This window comes from Emticicia sp. 21SJ11W-3 (assembly GCF_024138715.1).
GTDB lineage: Bacteria > Bacteroidota > Bacteroidia > Cytophagales > Spirosomataceae > Emticicia > Emticicia fluvialis.
Window position 1 is genome coordinate 4,259,971 of record NZ_CP092074.1, and the last position, 21,070, is coordinate 4,281,040.

15 protein-coding genes are annotated in these 21,070 nt (G+C 42.8%); 11 read left to right on the forward strand and 4 right to left on the reverse strand.

The window, feature by feature from the left end:
* The first annotated feature begins 121 nt into the window (after nt 1-121).
* The 5 genes from sppA (at nt 122) to MB380_RS18065 (ending at nt 6,043) form a co-directional block, all read left to right on the forward strand.
* The gene (gene sppA, locus MB380_RS18045) at nt 122-1,891 is read left to right on the forward strand and encodes a signal peptide peptidase SppA (protein ID WP_253529379.1); all 1,770 of its coding nucleotides are present in this window, start codon (nt 122-124) and stop codon (nt 1,889-1,891) included.
* A 137-nt stretch (nt 1,892-2,028) separates the two neighbouring features.
* On the forward strand, nt 2,029-2,631 hold the full coding sequence (yihA, locus tag MB380_RS18050; protein WP_253529382.1) for a ribosome biogenesis GTP-binding protein YihA/YsxC: 603 nt from the start codon (nt 2,029-2,031) through the stop codon (nt 2,629-2,631).
* A 115-nt stretch (nt 2,632-2,746) separates the two neighbouring features.
* Nucleotides 2,747-3,205, forward strand: coding sequence for a DUF5606 domain-containing protein (locus tag MB380_RS18055; protein WP_253529385.1), 459 nt, complete (start codon nt 2,747-2,749; stop codon nt 3,203-3,205).
* A 161-nt stretch (nt 3,206-3,366) separates the two neighbouring features.
* A complete protein-coding gene (locus tag MB380_RS18060) occupies nt 3,367-4,368 on the forward strand; it encodes an SDR family NAD(P)-dependent oxidoreductase (RefSeq protein ID WP_253529388.1) in 1,002 nt (333 codons plus the stop codon).
* 262 nt (nt 4,369-4,630) lie between these two features.
* Nucleotides 4,631-6,043 carry a tetratricopeptide repeat protein gene (locus MB380_RS18065; RefSeq protein ID WP_101728075.1) on the forward strand — a complete coding sequence of 471 codons (1,413 nt, stop codon included), beginning with the start codon at nt 4,631-4,633 and terminating at the stop codon, nt 6,041-6,043.
* 58 nt (nt 6,044-6,101) lie between these two features.
* Here MB380_RS18065 and MB380_RS18070 read toward each other — a convergent pair whose 3' ends face one another.
* Both MB380_RS18070 and MB380_RS18075 read right to left on the reverse strand, forming a co-directional pair.
* Complete coding sequence (locus MB380_RS18070; RefSeq protein WP_253529391.1) at nt 6,102-7,196, reverse strand: phosphotransferase family protein; 1,095 nt, start codon at nt 7,194-7,196, stop codon at nt 6,102-6,104.
* Nucleotides 7,197-7,201: 5 nt separating this feature from the next.
* On the reverse strand, nt 7,202-8,686 hold the full coding sequence (locus MB380_RS18075; RefSeq protein WP_253529394.1) for a DUF4301 family protein: 1,485 nt from the start codon (nt 8,684-8,686) through the stop codon (nt 7,202-7,204).
* 92 nt (nt 8,687-8,778) lie between these two features.
* Between MB380_RS18075 and MB380_RS18080 the strand changes: the two genes are divergently transcribed.
* The 6 genes from MB380_RS18080 to MB380_RS18105 all read left to right on the forward strand — a co-directional run bounded on the left by MB380_RS18080 (nt 8,779) and on the right by MB380_RS18105 (nt 18,323).
* Complete coding sequence (locus MB380_RS18080) at nt 8,779-10,029, forward strand: glutamate-5-semialdehyde dehydrogenase (protein ID WP_253529405.1); 1,251 nt, start codon at nt 8,779-8,781, stop codon at nt 10,027-10,029.
* An 82-nt stretch (nt 10,030-10,111) separates the two neighbouring features.
* Entirely contained in the window at nt 10,112-11,758 is a 1,647-nt protein-coding gene (gene glgP / locus MB380_RS18085; RefSeq protein ID WP_253529406.1) for an alpha-glucan family phosphorylase, read from the forward strand.
* A 222-nt stretch (nt 11,759-11,980) separates the two neighbouring features.
* A complete protein-coding gene (locus MB380_RS18090) occupies nt 11,981-12,328 on the forward strand; it encodes a hypothetical protein (RefSeq protein WP_253529407.1) in 348 nt (115 codons plus the stop codon).
* A 262-nt stretch (nt 12,329-12,590) separates the two neighbouring features.
* On the forward strand, nt 12,591-13,727 hold the full coding sequence (locus MB380_RS18095; protein WP_253529425.1) for an efflux RND transporter periplasmic adaptor subunit: 1,137 nt from the start codon (nt 12,591-12,593) through the stop codon (nt 13,725-13,727).
* 11 nt (nt 13,728-13,738) lie between these two features.
* Nucleotides 13,739-16,891, forward strand: coding sequence for an efflux RND transporter permease subunit (locus tag MB380_RS18100; RefSeq protein WP_101728082.1), 3,153 nt, complete (start codon nt 13,739-13,741; stop codon nt 16,889-16,891).
* Between the two features lie 16 nt (nt 16,892-16,907).
* On the forward strand, nt 16,908-18,323 hold the full coding sequence (locus MB380_RS18105) for an efflux transporter outer membrane subunit (RefSeq protein ID WP_253529428.1): 1,416 nt from the start codon (nt 16,908-16,910) through the stop codon (nt 18,321-18,323).
* Between the two features lie 57 nt (nt 18,324-18,380).
* Here MB380_RS18105 and MB380_RS18110 read toward each other — a convergent pair whose 3' ends face one another.
* On the reverse strand, nt 18,381-20,813 hold the full coding sequence (locus MB380_RS18110; RefSeq protein WP_253529437.1) for a TonB-dependent receptor: 2,433 nt from the start codon (nt 20,811-20,813) through the stop codon (nt 18,381-18,383).
* Between the two features lie 50 nt (nt 20,814-20,863).
* Nucleotides 20,864-20,998 (reverse strand): hypothetical protein, encoded by a 135-nt coding sequence (locus tag MB380_RS21870; protein WP_256503997.1) that lies wholly within the window; start codon nt 20,996-20,998, stop codon nt 20,864-20,866.
* Nucleotides 20,999-21,070: the final 72 nt, after the last annotated feature.

Below are 21,070 nucleotides of genomic sequence, written 5' to 3' on the forward strand. Positions count from 1 at the left end.
TAATAATTATTTTTGAAAAACTATCCGGAGCTAAACCGCAACTAAACAGCTACCCTGAGGTCTTGAAAAAGTAATTCTTATACATGAAAACACTAAATTAACTATACCGTTTTAAAAAATTATGTTACAATTCCTGAAATACGTCTTTGCGACAATCGTTGGGCTGCTTTTGTTTTTTGTAGTTTGTTTCTTTATACTGGTGGGTATTGGCTCATTGATGTCTAGTTCTGACGAAAAAACATTTGTATCAAAAAACTCCGTTCTAAAATTAGACCTTAATCAGATAATCCGAGAGAACACACCTCAGGAGGACCCCTTCACCGAGCTTCTTTCTGGTGGCAGAGGCCCCGGGCAGGTAGGTTTACCTCAAATAAAAGAAGCTATTGCGAACGCCAAACTAGACCCGAACATCAAGGGCATTTACCTGCATGCAGAGTACCCTACAGCCGGTTTTGCTACGCTTGAGGAAATCAGAGGGTATTTGGTTGACTTCCGGAAATCAGGAAAGTTTATTTACTCTTATGCCGAAGTGATGTCTGAAGGCGCTGTCTATTTATCAAGCGTGGCCGACAAAAGCTACCTTAACCCAAGTGGCGGCCTGGATTTTAACGGACTAAGCGCCAAATATACTTTTATGAAAGGCCTTTTTGAAAAAATAGGCGTGAAGCCCGAGATTTTCAGAGTTGGTGAGTATAAAAGTGCCGTTGAGCCTTTCATCAGAACCAATATGAGTGATGCCAACCGCGAGCAGACACAATCTTTTATAAACGACATAGCCGCGCGCTTCTATGGAGACATCTCGGAATCTCGAAAAATCCCTATGGAAGAACTGAACAATATTCTTAACAACGCATTGATTCAGGAACCGTCTGATGCCGTAAAATACAAACTAATAACCAACACAGGCTACTGGGACGAATTTGAACAGGCATTGAGAAAAGCTGCCGGAGAAGAAAATGACAAGAAAATATCTTACATCAGTATTCATAAATATCTGAAAGCCGAGAAGTTTGTTAAGGAAGGAAGCCTGTCAAACAGAATTGCCGTAATTGTAGGAGAAGGAGATATTGTAACCGGAGAAGGCGAAGATGGCTCTATTGGTTCAGACAAAATCATTAAAGAATTGCAAAAAGCCCGTAAAGATAACAAGGTGAAAGCCGTCGTAATCAGAATCAACTCGGGTGGTGGTAGTTCGCTGGCGTCTGACATCATGTGGAGAGAAATAGAATTGACCAAAAAAGTAAAACCGGTTATTGCCTCAATGGGCGACTACGCCGCTTCCGGCGGTTACTACATGGCTATGCCTTGCGATACCATTGTGGCACGCCCTACAACCATAACCGGGTCTATTGGTATATTTGGTATGCTTTTCAATGTTGAAACCCTGATGAACCAGAAACTGGGCATTACTTTTGACGGCGTGGGTACACACCAATATTCAGATTTTCCTTCAGCGACCCGCACCATGAGCGATGCCGAAAAAATGATGATTCAGAACAGTGTTAACCGCGGGTACGAAGAGTTTACATCAAAAGCAGCCAAAGGCCGCCACATGAGCATTGAGAAATTGAAATCTCTGGCAGGTGGAAGGGTCTGGACAGGCAAACAAGCCAAAGAAAATGGTCTGGTTGATGTTTTAGGAGGGATGGATGTTGCCATCAGTATTGCAGCTAAAAAAGCAAAATTAAAAGAAGGAGACTACCGGGTGAAATACTACCCGATACAGAAGACCGGAATTGAGGCCTTTATGGAGAAATTCGGCAAGGAAAGAGAAGAAGAAAAACTAAGGGCATATCTGGGTACACTGGCGCCATTGGCAAAACAGGTAAAAACCTTACAAAGCATGGATAAACTACAGGCCAGAATACCATTTGAAATGGAGATAAAGTAACCGTTGCCCGTAAAGCAAGGCTTACAAACCAGAAGAAGAGAGAAAAAAGTACTACCTTTGTGCTTTGTTCTCTCTTCTTTGTTTAAAAGAATGAGATACCCAAGTCAATAATTTGTATTGGCCAACAGAGAAATGTTATGAAGCAAACAGAAGCCAAATTTGTACAGAGTGCCTCCGACTACCGTAAGAGCCCCAAACCTTTACTGCCCGAATACGCATTTATCGGCCGGTCAAATGTAGGTAAATCTTCATTGATTAATATGCTTACGGCAACCAAAAATCTGGCTAAGACCTCGCAGACACCCGGCAAAACCCAGCTTATCAACCATTTTATGGTTAATAATGCATGGTTTCTTGTTGACTTACCCGGCTATGGTTTTGCAAAGGCCCCAAAAGCCGAACGCGACAAATGGGATAAAATGATTTGGGACTACCTGGCCTACCGCGAAAACCTGATGTGCGTATTTGTACTGATTGACATCAGAATTGAACCACAAACCGTTGACCTGAACTTTATTGATGCGCTGGGCGAGAAGGACATCCCGTTTTATATCATATTTACCAAGGCCGATAAAGTGGGCAAAGTTACAGCCGAGCAAAACATTGACTTATTCAAAAAAACAATGTTAATGACCTGGAGCAAGGTTCCTCCGTACTTCGTAACCTCGTCAGAAAGAAAAACAGGCCGTGAAGAATTATTGAAAGCAATAGAAGAGTTAAATCAGGCATTTAAAAAATAATTTATAATTTTGCAGCCGCATTAGCCGTTGGTTGTCTGACTCCGGCTATTTACTGAATTTTTTATTCAATTACTCAAACAATTTGAGGCTTAGCCTTAAAAAAGCTTAACATCCAATGGAATTACTTAGAGACATTGCCCATATATCGGGAAAAAGCGGATTGTACAAAATTTTAAAGCCAGGCCGTAATGGCGTAATTGTAGAAACCCTAGATGACAAAAAACAGCGTGAAATGGCAAGCGCCAATGCACGGGTTTCTGTTTTAAAAGATATTTCAATCTATACCGAAGACCACAATAAGTCAATACCACTTTCTGATATTTTCCTGAAAATCAGAGAGGTGCATGGAGAAACCGTTGAAGAAACCTACAAGAATTTCTCAAACAACCAGCTATTTGATTTTTTTGCAGATATAGCGCCTGATTTTGATCGCGAGCGCGTTTATGCGTCTGATGTTAAGAAAATCATCACCTGGTATAACGTTCTTTCAAAATATTTACCTGAAGTTTTTGAAGCGCCAGCGGCTGAAGAAGTAACCGAAGCCACACCGGCGGCTGAAGAAGCAAAAGCGTAATCTTCTGTTTACAGCACCCAAAACTCCCTTGTTGGCTTACAGTTCAATAAGGGAGTTTTTGTTTGCATGCCCTTTGCCAAAACCATTCACTGCTTTTTTTTAGCAGTTTTGCTATTACCTTTGCAAAACATAGAATACAGGCCAGTTTAATAGATATCTATATGAAACGCATACTTATTACCGGAGCAAACGGACTTCTGGGTAGTGCAACAGCCAGACGATTTGCCCAAGAAGATTTTGAAGTACTGGCTTTATGCCGTGCAGAAAGCGACCTGAGCTCATTGAAAGAAGTAGCGGACAAAATAAAAATTGTTGAGGGCGACATTCTGGACATTAAATCGTTAGAGCAGGCTTTAGAGAAGGTAGATTTTGTTGTGCACACCGCGGCGGTGGTTTCTTATGCGCCCAAAGACAAAGACCGTATGCTGAAAGTAAACGTAGAAGGCACCGCCAATGTAGTAAACACCTGCCTGATGCACGGCGTAAAAAAGCTTTGCCACATAAGCTCTATAGCCGCCTTAGGAAAACCAGATGTGCAGTTAAAGCTAACATCCCCATCTATTGAAATAGATGAAAACCAGAAATGGGAAGAATCGCCCATTAATTCACATTATGCCAAAACCAAGTATCTGGCCGAGCTTGAAGTATGGCGCGCTAATGCAGAAGGCCTGCCTGTGGTAATAGTAAATCCATCGGTTATTCTTGGCGAAAGCGACTGGGGCAAAAGCAGCACTCAGCTGTTTAAATATGCTTATGACGAACACCGTTTCTATAGCGAAGGCAACTTGAACTATGTTGATGTAAATGATGTGGTAGAGGCTGTTTATCAACTCATTAACTCTGACATTGACGGAGAAAGGTATATTCTGAACGGTGGAACAGTGAGTTATAAAGACTTTTTTACAAAGGCCGCCGGCTTGTTTAATAAAAAACCGCCAACCAGAAAAGTGTCTCCGGTTCTTACTGAAATCATCTGGCGTTTAGAAGCCTTCCGCTCTATGCTTACAGGTAAAGCTCCGCTGATAACCAAAGAAACAGCCAAAAATTCGCTGATGAAATTTGTGTACAAAAACACCAAAATACAAAACGCCTTGCATTTCAAGTTTACTGATTTTGACGAAACCTTAAAGCGGGTAACTGTGTTTTTATTAAAGAACCGATAGTGTATTTAATAAAATTGATTTTCAATAATTTAGCTGGAAGGCCAAAAACCAAAAGAAATTAAATTGGCCCGGACTATTGACTTCTAACAAAAAAACATTATATTTAATCATTATTCTTTTCTATTTGTCATCATTGAAAAGCTTAATCAAAACACTTTTATTTTTTTTGAAGCCCGTTTATATATGATTAAGACTTATCTGAACAAATTTTTATAAAATTACCGTCCTATGGTTGGGCCGTAAAAACTTTGGGTAATCTTACATGCAACACGAATTCAGCGACAGATTCGAAAACTTCGATGACGCAGATGTAAAAGCGACTGTCGAACGTTTTGAAGGAATGCTCAAAAGCGGAGAAACGGTCTTCTTTGACGAGGAAACGTTTGAACAAATATCTGAATACTATATTCTGGCAGGTCAATGGGAAATGGCCATGAAAGCCTGCTCAATGGGTTTGGAACAATACCCCTACTCACTTGATCTACTTTTAGACCAGGCCCAGATACATGCTAATTACGAGCAGTTTGAAGCAGCGCTGGAAGTGCTCGACAGGGCCTCGACATTCAACCCCTCAGACAACGAAATTACCTATATGCGTGGTGTAATCTGTAATATGATGGGTAGTTATGAAGAAGCCGTAGAGTACCTGAGAGAGGCTCTGTTGATTTCAGAAGAGCCGGAATCTGTCTATTTTCAGCTTGCGCAGACCTACCAGAACTGGCAGAAATTTGAAGAAGCGGCGCATTTCTATAAAAAAGCAATCAAGTATCAGTTTAATGAAGAAATAGCTTTCTATGAACTGGTTTTTTGTCTTGAACAACTCAAAAAACTGGAAGAAAACATAGCTTATTTTCAGGAACTGATCGATAACAACCCTTATTCTTACCTGGCATGGTTTGCATTGGGTATGGTATACGGCAGGCTCAATAATCATTCAGATGCAGCCTATGCCTACGACTACTCGGTTACTATTAACGAAAAGTTTGCCTCAGGCTGGTTTAATCTTGCCTACACTTACATTAATATGGAAAACCATATTGATGCCAAAGAGTGTTATCTGAAAGTACTTAAATATGAAAAACCTACGGCTGAAGTTTACACGCACCTGGGCATTGCCTGCGAAAAACTGGAGCAGTTTGATGAAGCATACAAGTATTATAATGAGGCAATAAATCTGGATGAAAACTGGGACGAAGCCTGGTTTGGTCTGGGTTCAGCATTGTATGAATTAGGGCGTTGGTATGAGAGTTATCATTTTACCCGAAAAGCCATTAAGCTGAACGAAATTAATGCCGATTATTGGTTACTATTGGCAGACACCGAGGCAAAAATGGGAAATCTGGTATCAAGCAACGAAGCCTATACCCACGCCATAGAACTAGACCCCAAAAACATAGACACCTGGCTGAGCTGGTCTTTGTTGTTTTTTGAACAGAACGAATACAGCAGGGCATTTGAAATTATTTATGATGGTATCAATGAAATACCAGACGATGCCGATTTGTTTTACAGGGCGGCGGTTTATCTCATTCTTGACGGCAACTTTAATGAAGCCTATCATTATCTGGAAACCGGCCTTACACTTAATTATGACGCCCACGCTCAGGTTTATGATTTTTTCCCGAACCTGAATACCCAGAAGGCATTATTCAGAATTATTGAGCAATACAAATAAAAGCAAAAAGGGCTACTTGAAATCAGGTAGCCCTTTTTGCTTGATGATAATACTGTTCTTACAGCATCTTGCCTTTATCTACCGATACTGTACCTTTTTTTGACAAAGCCTTTACACCAAAAATAAGGTCGGCAAAGCGCTCGTCTTTGGTAAGGCCTTTTTTGTAGCGGCCATATATCTGCTGAATCACCACTGCGTTTTTGAAAAGCCCAAATACGTAGAAGTACAGAATATTAGATACATCTCTTCCACTTTTTTCAGCGTAGCGGTCTGCAAACTCCTGGCGGGTCATATTACCCGGCAACCACGACAAGTTAAAGCCTTTCTCAAACATGCCATCGGCGGCCTCAGCCCAGTAAGACAGCGTGGTACCTAAATCCATCCGCGGGTCACCTACGGTTGTCATTTCCCAGTCAAGCACAGCCAGTATATCGGCCCAGTCATGCGCATTCAGCACCAGGTTATCATACTTGTAGTCATTGTGTATCAAAGTGGGTTTCCCTTCCGTTGGCATGTTAGCTTTCAGCCATGCTGCCAGATTATCCATGGCCGGAATCTCATCCGTTTGAGACACCAGATAACGCTTATACCAACCATCAATCTGCCTTTGAATATAACCTTCAGGCTTGCCAATGTTTATCAGCGCCGGATACCCCTCATGCTGTGCCTCAATGTCTATGGCATGTAAATTAACCAGATTATCGCACAAAGCCTCAGACATCTTACGCATCAGCGCAGGCTCAACGGTGTTTATTAGTTTTGGTGCGTCTTTAGCTCTCAGAATCACCCCCTCAACGCGCTGCATGATATAAAAAGGGCAACCCATTATGCTTTCTTCTTCTGCGTATATAACAGGCCGGGGTATTTTTTTGTACCCGCTGTTTTGCAAAGCAGTAAGAATCTTAAACTCCCGGCCCATATCGTGGCCACCTTTTATATCTTTTGCGCCAAAAGGAGGCCTGCGTAAAACATAATCGTTACCCGACGTTTTTAACAGGTAAGTAAGGTTTGAGTACCCACCCGGAAACTGCGCTATTTCTACAACCGGTTCAAAATCCGGCAACACCCCGCTTAAAAAATCATTGAGTTTCTTCAAATCAATTTCTTCGCCCTGCCTGATGCCAGTTGGAGAATCTATCCTGATAGAGTTCATGTGCGTCAGGCAGGTTGGTGCTCGTTTCTTAACAAGTCGTTTACCGTTTTAACCGGGTTAAAAGTAATGAGAGGTACCTCAACAAAAAGCGTATTCCAGTCAGACATCGCACCATTCCATAAGCCAGGCAACTCTTGCGCCTTCAGATCTTTACCACTCTGCGACTTCTGGGTAATAAAGCCGGTTTGCGGGTCGCGGAAATGCAACAGATTAAATTTATTGCCTTTATAATCTTTTACCGAGCATACCAGATCCACCGGGTTAAAGTGTGTGGCTTTCTGGAAAATCTCTTTCTGTTCAGGGTTATCCAGATCAATCTGCGCCGATTCCACAACCTGTAATGACACAGAGTTGTCGGGGTCTTTTGCCCAGAAAGGCCCACCCCCGGGCTCGCCAACGTTTTTCACCATACCACAAAGGCGTATCGGCCTATTTAGTTTACGTTTACAGTAATCGGCCTTGGCATCAAACGAATACGCTCCGAAGCCTTCCGGAGGCAGCGTACAAAGTTTAGTTTCAAGAAAGTCCAGTATTTCGGCCAGAAGGGCGTCGTTTATTTCTTCGTTATATAGTTTCTCAAGATATCCGAAAATCTTATCCTGATACTCCAGTAACACACCCGCCAAAGCTTTTTTATAGAGAATAGTTTCTTTTTTAAGGCGGTCTGGCACCACATTGTCAACGTTCTTGATAAAGATAATGTCGGCCTCCTGCTCATTCAGGTTTTCAAGCAAAGCGCCATGCCCGGCTGGTCTGAACAACAACTCATCATCTGCCGTGCGAAAAGGCGTATTATCCATATTTACGGCAATGGTATCGGTTGACGGTTTTTGCTCAGAGAAACTGATGCTATATTTTACACCATGTTCTGCTTCATATTTTGGCAGTACAGCGTCAATCAGCTCAACAAATTTCTTTCTGTGTTCTGGCGAAACTGTAAAATGGAGCCTCACTTCTTTGTTACTGTTGGCATATCTGGCACCTTCAACCAGATGCTCTTCTACTGGTGTTCGTGCGGTTTGTCCATAGCCATGAAAATGCAAAAGGCCCTTCGGCAAATTACCATAATCAAGTCCTTTGCTGGTCAGTAGATGCTCCAGCACCGTTTTATAATCGGCCGATGCCTCCCCTATGGTTTCAATCAGCTTGTTATAAAAGGCAAAATCTTTCAGGCGTTCCAGAAACTCATTTACTGATTTATCCAGCTTACCTTCATCTTTGGCCGAAAACAAAGATTTAAACATACGGGTAGCCGCACCAGATGCGGGCACAAACTTCAATAATTTCAATTCATTGGCTCTAGAATCAAAGTAACCTGCATATTTGTCGGCCTCAGAGTCAGAAAGAGAGATAATGCCATCGCCAATTGTGGCTGCTTTAATTACATTCAGATACGGAAACCCCTTCTTGAAATTTTCTATCTGTTGCTGAATGGTTTCAAGGCTTGCCCCGCGTTGTGTTATTTTGTTAATGTCTTTTTCAATAAGCATGTTACTTGTGAGTATTTATACTTTCGTTTGTAATTATTGCGATGTAATTTTACGAAAAATTAGAATCAAGGCAATACATTGGGGCGAAATTTATGAACAGCATTCTTCCACTTCTTCAGGCTACACAACAGGCATCGGCAGGTATCAGAAATTTACCAGCAATACAGAAAGCACAACTACTGAACAGCCTGGCCAATGGCATTGAGCAGTCGAAAGAGCTCATTATGGCAGAAAACAAAAAAGACCTTGACCTGATGGATAAATCAGACCCCAAGTATGACCGCCTTCTGCTGAACGAAAACCGCATTCAGGGCCTTGCCGATTCTTTAAGGGAGGTTGCTCTTTTACCCGACCCCACTGGTGAAGTTATGCTTAATAAAAAGCTGGAAAACGGCCTGAATATTAAAAAAATAGCAGTACCAATGGGTGTGGTAGGCGTTATTTATGAATCAAGGCCTAACGTTACTGTTGATGTTGCCGCACTTTGTCTGCGGTCGGGCAATGCCTGCGTGCTGAAAGGCGGCAAAGAAGCCAGTTTTTCTAACCAATGCCTTGTTAGCCTTATACATCAGGCACTTGAAGAAGCAGGCTTAGCCAGAGAGGTGGTATTGCTGCTACCCGTTGACCGTAAGTTTACTGAAGAACTTCTCAAAGCCACCCGTTTTGTAGATATTATTATTCCGCGGGGTTCAGACTCCCTCATTCAGTTTGTTCGCCAGAACTCGCTGATTCCCACAATTGAAACCGGCGCAGGTGTGGTACACACTTATGTAGAAAAAACAGCCGATTTGGGGAAAGCCAAAAACATAATAATCAATGCCCGGGTATCGCGCCCGTCTGTTTGCAATTCGCTTGATTGTGCCATTATTGACGAGCACATTCTAGGTGATTTTCTACCTTTACTGATAGAAGATTTAAAGCAGTGGAACGTAGAAGTATATGCCGATGCCCCCGCATTTGCAGTACTTAAAGAGGCAGGTTATACCAACCTGCTTGAGGCCAGACCCGAAGATTTTGGTAGAGAGTGGCTAGATTATAAAATTTCTATTAAAACCGTAAAAGGCATTGACGAAGCCCTGGCGCATATCCAACAGCATTCATCAAGGCATTCGGAGGCTATTCTGACAGAAAACCAGGCACTGGCCAATCAGTTTTTGGCAGAGGTAGATGCCGCAGCTGTGTATCATAACGCTTCTACCCGTTTTACCGATGGCGGGCAGTTTGGCCTAGGCGCCGAGATTGGCATCTCTACGCAAAAACTCCATGCGCGCGGGCCATTTGCTTTAGAAAAACTGGTAACCGAAAAATGGGTAATAACCGGCAACGGACAAGTGAGATGGTAAAGGGCTGGTATAAATTTTTCATTAGTTGAAATATAAAAATGTCATTGTTGGTAATAATTGCCAAACAAACACCTGAGTAAGTATGAAAAATCTTCCTGAGCAACTGGCTCATCCTTATACTTTTGCCCCCCAATTTAAAAAATCTGCTGTTTATTTCTGTATGGAATTTGCCATAGACCAGGCACTGAAAACCTATTCGGGTGGGCTTGGGTTTCTGGCGGGTTCTCACATGCGCAGTGCGTTTCAACTAAAACAAAACCTGATAGGCATAGGCATCTTGTGGAAGTATGGCTATTACGACCAGGGGCGGAATACTGATAACAGCATGGCGGTGCAATTCCGCGAAAAAATATATAGTTTCATTAAAGACACAGGCATCCGTTTTCAGATAACCATTCAGAACCGCCCTGTCTGGATAGCCGCCTATTTTCTCCCGCCTCAAACTTTCGGCACGGTACCCATGTTTTTCCTTACCAGCGATACTGACGGTAATGACCCCTGGGCGAGAGCCATTTCATACAGATTATATGACGCCGACGCCAATACAAAAATTGCGCAATGTATGATACTGGGCCTGGGTGGCATGAAATTGCTGGACGAACTCAATTATGAGCCGGAAACTTACCACTTCAACGAGGCCCACGCCGTTTCGGGCATTTTTCATTTGTATAAAAAACTGGGCAATGCCGCAGAGGTAAAAAAAAGACTGGTGTTTACCACGCATACACCCGAAGAAGCTGGTAACGAAAAGCATGACATCAACCTGCTTGAAAGCATGAGCTTTTTTAACGGCATACCCACCAATGAAGTCAGGAAAATTACAGGCATAAAAGATAACATTTTCAATCATTCTCTGGTAGCGCTTCGGTTGAGCAAAAAAGCCAACGGGGTGTCAAAACTTCATGGTGACGTGTCGCGTACGATGTGGAAAGGCTACGCAGGCGTTTGCGAAATTACCCATATAACCAATGCACAGAATAACCTTTACTGGGCCGATAAAACGCTTGAAAAAGCCAGAAAAAAGGCCGATACAAAAACAATAGCAGACCGAAAAAAAGAGCTGAAGAATACCTTGTTTAAAACCGTGGCCGACCAGTGTGGCAAACTTTTCAAGCCCGAAGTACTCACTGTTGTCTGGACAAGGCGCTTTGCCGGATACAAACGCCCTGATTTACTGACCAGAGACCGCGAGCGTTTTGAAAGACTGATGAAAAACACTCGATACCCGATTCAGTTTATATGGGCGGGCAAACCTTACCCATTTGACGAAGGCGCCATCAATACATTTAACCATCTGTATTATTTAAGTCATCTTTTTCCAAACATGGCTGTGCTGACGGGTTACGAACTGGCATTATCAAAGACTCTTAAAGACGGGGCCGATGTGTGGCTCAATACGCCTGTGGTAACGCGCGAGGCATCAGGTACCAGCGGTATGACTGCCGCCATGAACGGAGCGCTAAATTTGTCTACATTCGACGGCTGGATTTGCGAATTTGCTACCAAACAGAATTCTTTTGTTGTTCCTGTTGCCCCGGGCTACCCCGAGCATGACAGAGATACACAAGATATCAATAACTTGTTTGATGCACTTGAGCAGCATATTTTACCAATGTATTATGACAAACCAGCCGAATGGCAGCAAATGGTATGGCAAAGCATGCAAGACGTGAATGCCTTTTTTGATTCAGACAGAATGGCAACCGAATATTACGAAAAACTCTATTAGGCATTTCCGGCAGATTCAATCTTTGAGGGTATCAGAGGGGCATTCCTTCTGATACCTTTTTTTTTGATTGCCAATAATCCATTCCTAATAGATGCACTTCTTTCGTTTGGTCGATTAAATCAAGTTGTTTATAGAGAAATTTAGCAGTTTTTTGAAACCCCGGCAGTGCATTAGTTGTTAATATCTATATTTGCAACAGATATCCTTTTTCTGGTGAAAGACATGAGGCCGGTATTTAAGAAAAAAACTACTACATACGTACATTTTTTATTACTGCTGATGTTCTTATTTATTTGCAGACAGTTCGTAAGTGATGCCTTCCGCATCTATGAACTCACAACAAATGAATCAGAGCTGTGTCTGGATATTAGCATTGAAGATAGTTGTTCTTTTGAAACCAACTTTTATGGTTTGGAAGACGCCGATGAATACATCAGCTCCGGATTTTTCAATCCTGTGGTTGCTGAACATAAACCTGGTAAGGAAGCTGCCTTTTCCGCCTCCCTTGTACATGAAGTGTACCTGGGCCTGAACACTCCCCCTCCCGAACAATCAGATTTGTTCGCCTGAATTTACCGTCGCTACATACTTCCGCAGCCATTACAAGCTGCTGGTGAGGCAGTTGTAACGAAAGTAACATTTTAGCTTCCAACACAAAACACCGTTTTTCTTTGTGGCAAAGTCCTTGTCGGGCTACTGCTATGTATATCATTGTACGATTCCAACAAAAGACTTTGACTTTCAAAGAATTTCTAGGAATAGCCATTTGTATACGATAAATTTAATTTAACACACGCGCTACATTAAATAATATGAATCACCAAGAATGTTTATGAAAAATCTTACAATTACACTTTCGATGCTCATTCTGGCATCTTCCTGCAGCACAGACGATGGTCAGAAGCAAGCTCAGGAGACGGAAAAATTTCCTGTTACATCGCCCATCGCCATCGATACCACGCTTCCGATTGACTACGTGGCTGAGATTAACGCTGTTCAGAACGTAGAAATCAGAGCGAGAGTAAAAGGGTACCTCGACCACATCTATATTGACGAAGGCAAGTATGTAAAACAAGGCCAGCTATTGTTTACCATCAATAACCCTGAGCTGAACGAAAACATTGCCAAAGCATCAGCTGCGCTTAAAAGCACCATTACGGAGTTAAAAGCTACTGAACTTGAACTAAAGAATGTACGCCACCTGGTAGATAAAAATGTGGTTTCGAATACTGAACTTGAAATGGCAAAAAACAAAGTTGAACTGGCCAAAGCCAAAGTGGAAGAAGCACAGGCCAACGAAACTTTTGCCAAAATTCAACATACATATACGCAGGTTAAAGCGCCTTTCAGTGGAATTGTAAACCGGATTCCGAACAAAACAGGAAGCCTCATAGAAGACGGCACGCTGCTTACCAGCATTTCTAAAAACGACGAAGTATTTGCCTACTTTGATGTGTCTGAAAAAGAATACCTGAATTATGCCAATGGCCTGAAAGCAGACCAGGAGCAATCTAAAAACGTAACCCTTATACTGGCCAACGGCGAGGAGCATCCGTTTAAAGGACGAATAGAAACTACTGAAGGTGAAATAGAACAAAGCACGGGCAATATAGCTTTCCGTGCCAGATTCAGTAACCCCGACAAGATTCTGAAACACGGTGCCAGCGGTAAAGTACGTTTGCTAAGAAAATACAAAAAAGCACTGATTATTCCGCAGAAAGCCACTTTCGAAATTCAGGATAAGATGTATGTCTATGTCATTGACAAAAGTAATAAGGTCAAGATAAAGCCCATTACAACCAACAGCCGGATGCCTCACTTCTATATCATAGATTCGGGTTTGTCGCCTGATGACAAGATTATCTACGAAGGTATCCAGAATATCAAAGACGGCATGACCGTTGAACCACAGTTTGTGGAAATGAACGAAATATCAAAAGACCTTGTGGCCAACAATGCCATAAAATAACCCTGATACACATGTTTACAAATTTTATTAACCGACCGGTTCTGTCGTTGGTTATATCTATATTTATTGTATTGCTGGGGGTTCTGGCTATGATTGGCCTGCCTATTACACAGTATCCGGACATTGCCCCTCCGGCCGTTTCAGTTATAACCAAGTACACAGGCGCTAATGCCGAAGTGTGCGCCAAAGCCGTTGTAATGCCCCTTGAAAGAGCCATTAACGGGGTGCCGGGTATGACCTACATGACCTCCATGTCTGGTAACGACGGAACCAGCATCATACAGGTATATTTTGAAGTAGGTACCGACCCCGACGTGGCAGCCGTAAACGTACAGAACCGCGTTACAACCGTATTGGACGAATTACCCGAAGAGGTAATTAAAGCCGGGGTATCAACCGAAAAAGAAGTAAACAGTATGTTGATGTACATCAACCTGATTAGTTCTGACACCTCGCTTGACGAAAAATTCATTTATAACTTTGCCGATATAAACGTTTTGGCCGAACTTAAACGAATTGACGGTGTAGGTTTTGTTGATATTATGGGCTCGCGCGAATACGCCATGCGTGTATGGCTGAAACCCGCCCGCATGGATGCCTATGAGATTTCGGCCGAAGACATCATCAAGGCGCTAAAAGAGCAGAATGTTGAAGCAGCCCCCGGTAAAATAGGTGAGAGTTCCGGTCGCCAGTCGCAATCATTACAATATGTATTGCGCTACACAGGTAAGATGACCAAAAAAGAACAGTATGAAAATATTGTGATTAAGGCTTCTGAGAACGGTGAACTGCTTCGCCTGAAAGACGTGGCCGACCTTGAATTTGGTTCGTTAGATTACGACGTGCTTTCAAAGGAAAACGGTAAACCATCAGCCGCCATAGTTTTAAAACAAAGACCTGGCTCAAATGCCAGTGAGGTAATTGCCAATATCAAATCCCGTCTCGAATTCCTGAAAGAAACAACATTTCCACCGGGCATGACCTACACCATCAGTTATGATGTTTCTCGCTTTCTTGATGCATCAATTCATGAAGTAATCAAAACCCTGATTGAGGCTTTTATTCTGGTAGCCATTGTCGTGTTCCTGTTCCTGCAAGACTTCCGCTCTACCCTTATTCCGGTGCTGGCGGTTCCTGTTTCTCTGGTAGGTACTTTTGCTTTTATGCAATTGTTTGGCTTCTCTATTAACCTGCTTACCCTGTTTGCATTGGTGTTGGCCATTGGTATTGTGGTAGACAACGCCATTGTTGTGGTAGAAGGCGTGCATGCCAAAATGGAAGAAAAACATATTGGCCCCAAAGAAGCCACCATTGAGTCGATGGGTGAAATCAGCAGTGCCATCATTGCCATTACATTGGTTATGTCGGCCGTGTTTGTGCCGGTGGCCTTTCTTTCCGGCCCGGTGGGTGTATTTTACCGGCAGTTCTCGGTCACAATGGCTATTTCCATTGTTATTTCGGGTGTAAATGCGCTTACGCTTACCCCCGCGCTATGTGCATTGATGCTGAAAAACCCACATCTTGAAAAGAAAAAAAGCAATCTACTGACGCGTTTCTTTGATGGCTTCAACCGGAGCTACGATAAACTTTCTGACAAATACAAAACACTTCTCGGCCTTATTGCTAACCGCAGGCTCGTAACCGTACTTGTTCTGGGTGCCTTTTGTGTGGCCACCTGGGGCGTGGGCAAGGTGCTGCCTACCAGCTTTATACCTACCGAAGACCAGGGAACCGTTTATGTAAACGTAACTACACCGGCAGGGGCTACGCTTGAGCGCACAGAAGAAGTAATGAATGAAATAGACCGCATTGCGCAGAAACTTCCAGAGGTTGAATCCATCTCAAGCCTGTCTGGCTTTAGTATGATGACCGACGGTGTAGGGGCGTCGTTCGGTATGAGTACCATCAACCTGAAATCCTGGAGCGAAAGAAAAGCTACTGCTGACGACATCATTGCGCAACTGGTAGAAAAAACCAAACACATTAAAGGTGCCGAGATTCAGTTCTTTCCGCCTCCTGCTGTGCCAGGTTTTGGTAATGCCAGTGGTTTTGAAATGCGACTGCTTGATAAAACCGGTACCGGTAACCTGCAAAGAACAGCAGAAGTAACAGAATCCTTTATGGAAGAGCTCCGTAAACGGCCTGAGATAAAAGAAGTGTTCTCCAGCTTCAACCCTAATTTTCCGCAGTATCTTATTCATATTGATCAGGATATGGCCGCCAAAAAGGGCATTTCGGTTGATAACGCCATGAGCAATCTGCAGTCGCTCATTGGTAGTTTTTATGCTACCAACTTCATTCTCTATGGGCAGATGTACAAAGTAATGATTCAGGCTGACCCGAAGTATCGCGCCCAGCCTGATGATATCATGAAGTTACGTATCAAGAATAAAAATGGTGAAATGGTACCCTACTCCATTTTCAGCCGTATTGAACGCATTTACGGCCCTGAACAGCTCACTCGATACAACATGTATTTTTCAGCGATGTTAAACGGCGAGTCTGCCGACGGCTATAGTAGTGGTGATGCCATCCGCGCTATTGAAGAAGTGGCGAAAGAAAAACTTCCGCGTGGATACTCCTACGAATGGTCGGGAATGACGCGCGAAGAGGTATTATCCGGCAATCAGGTAATTTACATCTTTATTATCTGTCTCATCTTTGTTTACTTATTGCTGGCTGCACAGTACGAGAGCTTCATGCTGCCTTTGCCTGTTATTCTTTCATTACCTGTGGGGGTATTCGGCTCGTTGTTCTTCTTATTTCTTTTCGGGCTGGAAAACAACATTTATGCACAAGTGGCCATGGTAATGCTCATAGGTTTGCTGGGCAAAAACGCCATTCTGATTGTTGAGTTTGCCGTATTGCAACAAAAAGAGGGCAAATCTGTACTGCAGGCTGCCATTGGTGGTGCAGTAGCCCGTTTCAGGCCAATCCTCATGACCTCCTTTGCCTTTGTGGCAGGTTTAATTCCGCTTATGTTTGCTTCCGGTGCAGGTGCTATCGGTAACAAAACCATTGGTACTGCAGCTGCCGGAGGTATGCTGTTCGGAACCATTTTTGGAGTGATTGTCATTCCGGGGCTGTACATCATCTTTGCAGGTACATTTAATCGTAACAAAAAAGCTAAAAAAATCACTGAAGAAGCTTATGCCGAAGCCTAAATATATTTACACGCTCATGGCAGCTGTCTTATTAGGCGGCTGCAAAATAAAACAGAATTTACCAGACCAAAAACCAGTAAACCTACCACAGCAATTCAGTGCCAAAGCAGGGGCAGATGCCCACAAACTGGCCACTCTGAATGAGTTTTTTAACGACCCTACCCTTACCGCCCTGATAGACACAGCGCTTAAGAATAATTTTGATTTGCAGGTGGCTCTTCAAAATATTGAGTTGGCGCGTGCGGGGGTACGTTTCACCCAGGGTATTGACAGGCCCGATTTATCAGCTGCACTGTCGGTGGGTTCACGTAAGTTCGGTAATTATACAATTGATGGCGTAGGTAACTACGACACCCAGTTTTCAACCAATCTGGATAGCAAGCAAAAGTTGCCTTCACCCAGTATCCCCGATTTTTTCGTGGGCATACAGTCATCATGGGAAATTGACTTATGGGGCAAGCTGAAAAGTAAGAAGAAAGCAGCAGCAGCGCGGTTTATTGCCAGTGAACACGGCCGCAATCTGGTGGTAACCTCAATGGTTGCTGAAATTGCCGACGCCTATTTTGAATTATTGATTCTTGACAACGAACTGAAAATACTGGAAGATAACATCCGCCTGCAACAGGAAGCGCTGGATATTGTGAAAGTAATGAAACAGGCCGGTGAAGCCAATCAGCTAGGTGTAGAACTGATGAGTGCCCAGTTGTTGAGCTCGCAATCTTTAAAAATTGAGGTAAAACAGAAAATTATTGAAAACGAAAGCCGGATTAATTTCTTATCCGGCAGGTTCCCGCAACCAATTGCACGAAGGGCTGCAGCCTGGGAGACAGTAGTTCCACCAAAACTATCGGCTGGTATTCCTTCGCAATTACTTGAAAACCGACCCGATATAAAACAGGCGGAGTTTGACCTGATAGCCGCCGATGCCAATATATATTCAGCCAAGGCAGCATTTTACCCGTCGCTCAACATCAATGGCAGTATGGGTTTGCAGGCATTCAGGGCAGCGGTACTTTTTAATCCGGGTTCGTTTGCCTACAATGTGGCCGGTGGTTTGTTTGCACCATTATTGAACAGACGCCAGCTGATTGCCGAGTTGATGGCATCTGAGGCAGACCAGAAAATTGCCTACACTAATTACAGAAAAACAATTGTGAATAGTTTTACTGAGGTATATAACTACCTGAATCTGATTGAGAATACCAATGAGATGTATGAGTTGAAATCGAAAGAGGTAGAAGTATTGAAAGTAACCATCAACACATCGGTAGAATTATTCAAGTTTGGCAGAGCCACTTATCTGGAGGTAATTACGGCACAAAAAAATGCCTTGCAGGCGCAAATAGAACTAATAAACCTGCGTAAAAGTCAGTTTGAAGGTGTCATCGGGCTTTACAGGGCTTTAGGTGGCGGATGGAAGAGCGTAATATAATTAACCCCACCCGACCCCTCCCCCATTAACGGGGAAGGGCCGGGGATGGGCTTACCATCAGGCCTTCACACGTTTCTGCTCACTTTCTGAACCGCCACTCTGGCGTAATTTCAGGTTTTGCCCCTTATTGAATCTAAACGAAAAAGATAACGTTACCACACGGGTATCTAAATAACTGAACCAGCTTGCTGCTGCATTTTTGATGTTGCGGATGTCGCCTCCCACCTGATTGGTGTAAAAAACATCGTTTATGTTCAGTTTTAATGTACCCTTGTCTTTCATTATTTTGGTAGAAACCCCTGCCCTGACCGAGCCGATAGGAATTACCAGAAACTGACCAGACAATACTTTGGTCTGATACGACCCTGCCAGTTCGGCACTCCATTTTTTGTTAATTGTAAACTGATTGGTAGGTACTGCAACCCAAAACCAGCGCGACTCGTTCAGGGTTTCGGTATAAATCGGTCCTTCAAATGTATTATTAAGATAGGCCGTATACAGTTGCACGGTCCACCACTTGGTAACAGGATAAGAGCCGTTCAATTCTATCCCATAAGATACCTGTTTCGCAAAATTGCCGGGCCGGCTATAATAAATATTGCCCCTTTGCTCGTTGGTCTCCGAAATCACATTCTCAATTTTGCTATACTGAAGCGTTGCTGTAACAAAACTGTTGTAAGTATAAGACAACTCAAAATTATACGAAAACGTAGGCTGTAAAAACGGATTACCACCGTAATACGTAAATCTGTCCATCGGATACGTAAACGGATTCATGTCTTTATAATTAGGCCGGTCTATTCGTCGGCCGATAGAAAGCCCGACAACATGCTTTGAGGCGGAATCCAACCTATATTGCGTATAAAAAGTAGGAAACAGATTGGTGTAGTTTCGTTTAAAAGACGAATCTTTCACAACAATATTGCCCAGTTGATTGCCCGTTATGTTGGTATTTTCAACACGTAAGCCTAACTGCACCGATATTTTCTTAAAATCTCTCGAGTAATTGGCATACACTGCATTGATGTTTTCCTTATACTGAAAGTTATTAGAGAATGTATAATTGGGCTGCTGTTGTCCGTCTGCCACATCATAAAAATCGGCAATATTGCCTGTTTTTACAAAACTGGTTTTTGCCCCGGTTTCTATCCTGCCACCTTTTGTTAACGGATGCAGATAATCTACTTTAAGCGCTCTGATGCTTATGTCAGAAGGTAAATTTGAAGCCAGAATGGTCTTGCCGGCAAGGCTTCCGTCAGGGTTCAGATTACTGTTTTCAAGTACCTGTTCAATGCTTGACTTATACACAATATTATCTACATTAGCCGATAGCTCTCTGCCCTTACTATTCAGCTGATGCGTCATATTCAGGTTTATGCTGCCATTTTTAAATAAAATATCCATAGGATTATAGGCATCTACCAAACCGGTAATACTGCCCTGTCCGTCTCTGATAACCGCCGTATTTTTCACATTCCGGCTCGATGGGTTAATGAAACCACTTAATGCTATACCCAGCGTAGTTTTTTTGGTTACGTAATAATCGGCCCCAATTCTCAGATTACGGCTTCCGTTCGACGGCCGGATGTATGAGTTCTGAACAAAGGTTGAACTCAGCTGACCCGCATCAGTGAAATACTTGCGGGTAATAGTCAAATCCTGATAAGTATTGTTCTGATTAACACTCAGATTAGAGAAGAAATTGAATTGATTAATGCGGTAGTTGAAATTGAAACTGTTGTTGGTACGCAGGTTCTGGCCCTGCCCATAAGACAGATTCAAACCGCCATTCATACCTTTAGCTACATTTTTCTTCAAGCGAATGTTGATAACCCCCGAATTACCGGCTGCATCATATTTAGCCGGTGGATTAGGCATGATTTCGACAGATTCAATAGTAGAAGATGGAATAGTACGCAGGAAATTGGCCAAGTCTGCTGCAGACAAATAAGTTGGCTTGTCATCAACAAATACTACTACGCCGCTTTTACCTCGCAATGATATATTTCCGTTTACATCTACCATTACACCCGGGGCTTTTTCAAGCACCTCAAGCGATGTTACCCCTGCATTGCTTATCAGGGCATCGGGGTTAACAACGGTTCGGTCAATTTTTTGTACCACAAAAGCCTTTTGAGCTGTTATGGCTACTTCCTGCAATTGGTTGTCGCTGTCAGCAAGGGTAATGGTACCCAGATCAAGAGTTGGGCTTTGGCCGCTTAGAATAATTTTATCTGAAACAAACTTAGCCATACCTACAAAACTAACTGAGATTTCGAGGGAATCGTATCTCAGTTTTTCAAATTCAAACCTACCTTCAGCATCTGTAAAAGTAGATTTTACGATAACGCCCTTCGGGAATTTCGACAACATAACTGTTGCCCCGACAATGGCTTCATTTTTACTGGTCTTTACTGTACCCTTAATGTTTCCGTTTTGTGCGGTTGCCGTTATGCTGACGACTAATAATAGTAATAGCTTTTTAATCATAATGTATGGTGTGTGTTTAACGTTAGTAATGCTATAAATGTGGCTTATGCTTAATTAAGTACAGCAAACAGCCATTGGCCCGTGGCATAGCCGGCTTTGAATATTACAATGGTGCAGTACACAATTGAAATAACCAACAGAACCCTGAAAGTTTTGGATTGAAGAAACGCTTCTTGCTTTTTCATAATTAGTAAGATTTTCGGATTAGTAAAATTTTGTACCCAAAGGTATCAATTACCCCGTAAATCAATTTGTCA

Coding starts and splice junctions, on each gene's coding strand:
- MB380_RS18100 (WP_101728082.1), top strand. CDS start 13,739: ATGTTTACAAATTTTATTAACCGACCGGTTCTGTCGTTGGTTATATCT.
- MB380_RS18080 (WP_253529405.1), top strand. CDS start 8,779: ATGAACAGCATTCTTCCACTTCTTCAGGCTACACAACAGGCATCGGCA.
- yihA (WP_253529382.1), top strand. CDS start 2,029: ATGAAGCAAACAGAAGCCAAATTTGTACAGAGTGCCTCCGACTACCGT.
- MB380_RS18070 (WP_253529391.1), bottom strand. CDS start 7,196: ATGAACTCTATCAGGATAGATTCTCCAACTGGCATCAGGCAGGGCGAA.
- MB380_RS18075 (WP_253529394.1), bottom strand. CDS start 8,686: ATGCTTATTGAAAAAGACATTAACAAAATAACACAACGCGGGGCAAGC.
- MB380_RS21870 (WP_256503997.1), bottom strand. CDS start 20,998: ATGAAAAAGCAAGAAGCGTTTCTTCAATCCAAAACTTTCAGGGTTCTG.
- glgP (WP_253529406.1), top strand. CDS start 10,112: ATGAAAAATCTTCCTGAGCAACTGGCTCATCCTTATACTTTTGCCCCC.
- MB380_RS18110 (WP_253529437.1), bottom strand. CDS start 20,813: ATGATTAAAAAGCTATTACTATTATTAGTCGTCAGCATAACGGCAACC.
- MB380_RS18090 (WP_253529407.1), top strand. CDS start 11,981: ATGAGGCCGGTATTTAAGAAAAAAACTACTACATACGTACATTTTTTA.
- sppA (WP_253529379.1), top strand. CDS start 122: ATGTTACAATTCCTGAAATACGTCTTTGCGACAATCGTTGGGCTGCTT.
- MB380_RS18065 (WP_101728075.1), top strand. CDS start 4,631: ATGCAACACGAATTCAGCGACAGATTCGAAAACTTCGATGACGCAGAT.
- MB380_RS18105 (WP_253529428.1), top strand. CDS start 16,908: ATGGCAGCTGTCTTATTAGGCGGCTGCAAAATAAAACAGAATTTACCA.
- MB380_RS18055 (WP_253529385.1), top strand. CDS start 2,747: ATGGAATTACTTAGAGACATTGCCCATATATCGGGAAAAAGCGGATTG.
- MB380_RS18060 (WP_253529388.1), top strand. CDS start 3,367: ATGAAACGCATACTTATTACCGGAGCAAACGGACTTCTGGGTAGTGCA.
- MB380_RS18095 (WP_253529425.1), top strand. CDS start 12,591: ATGAAAAATCTTACAATTACACTTTCGATGCTCATTCTGGCATCTTCC.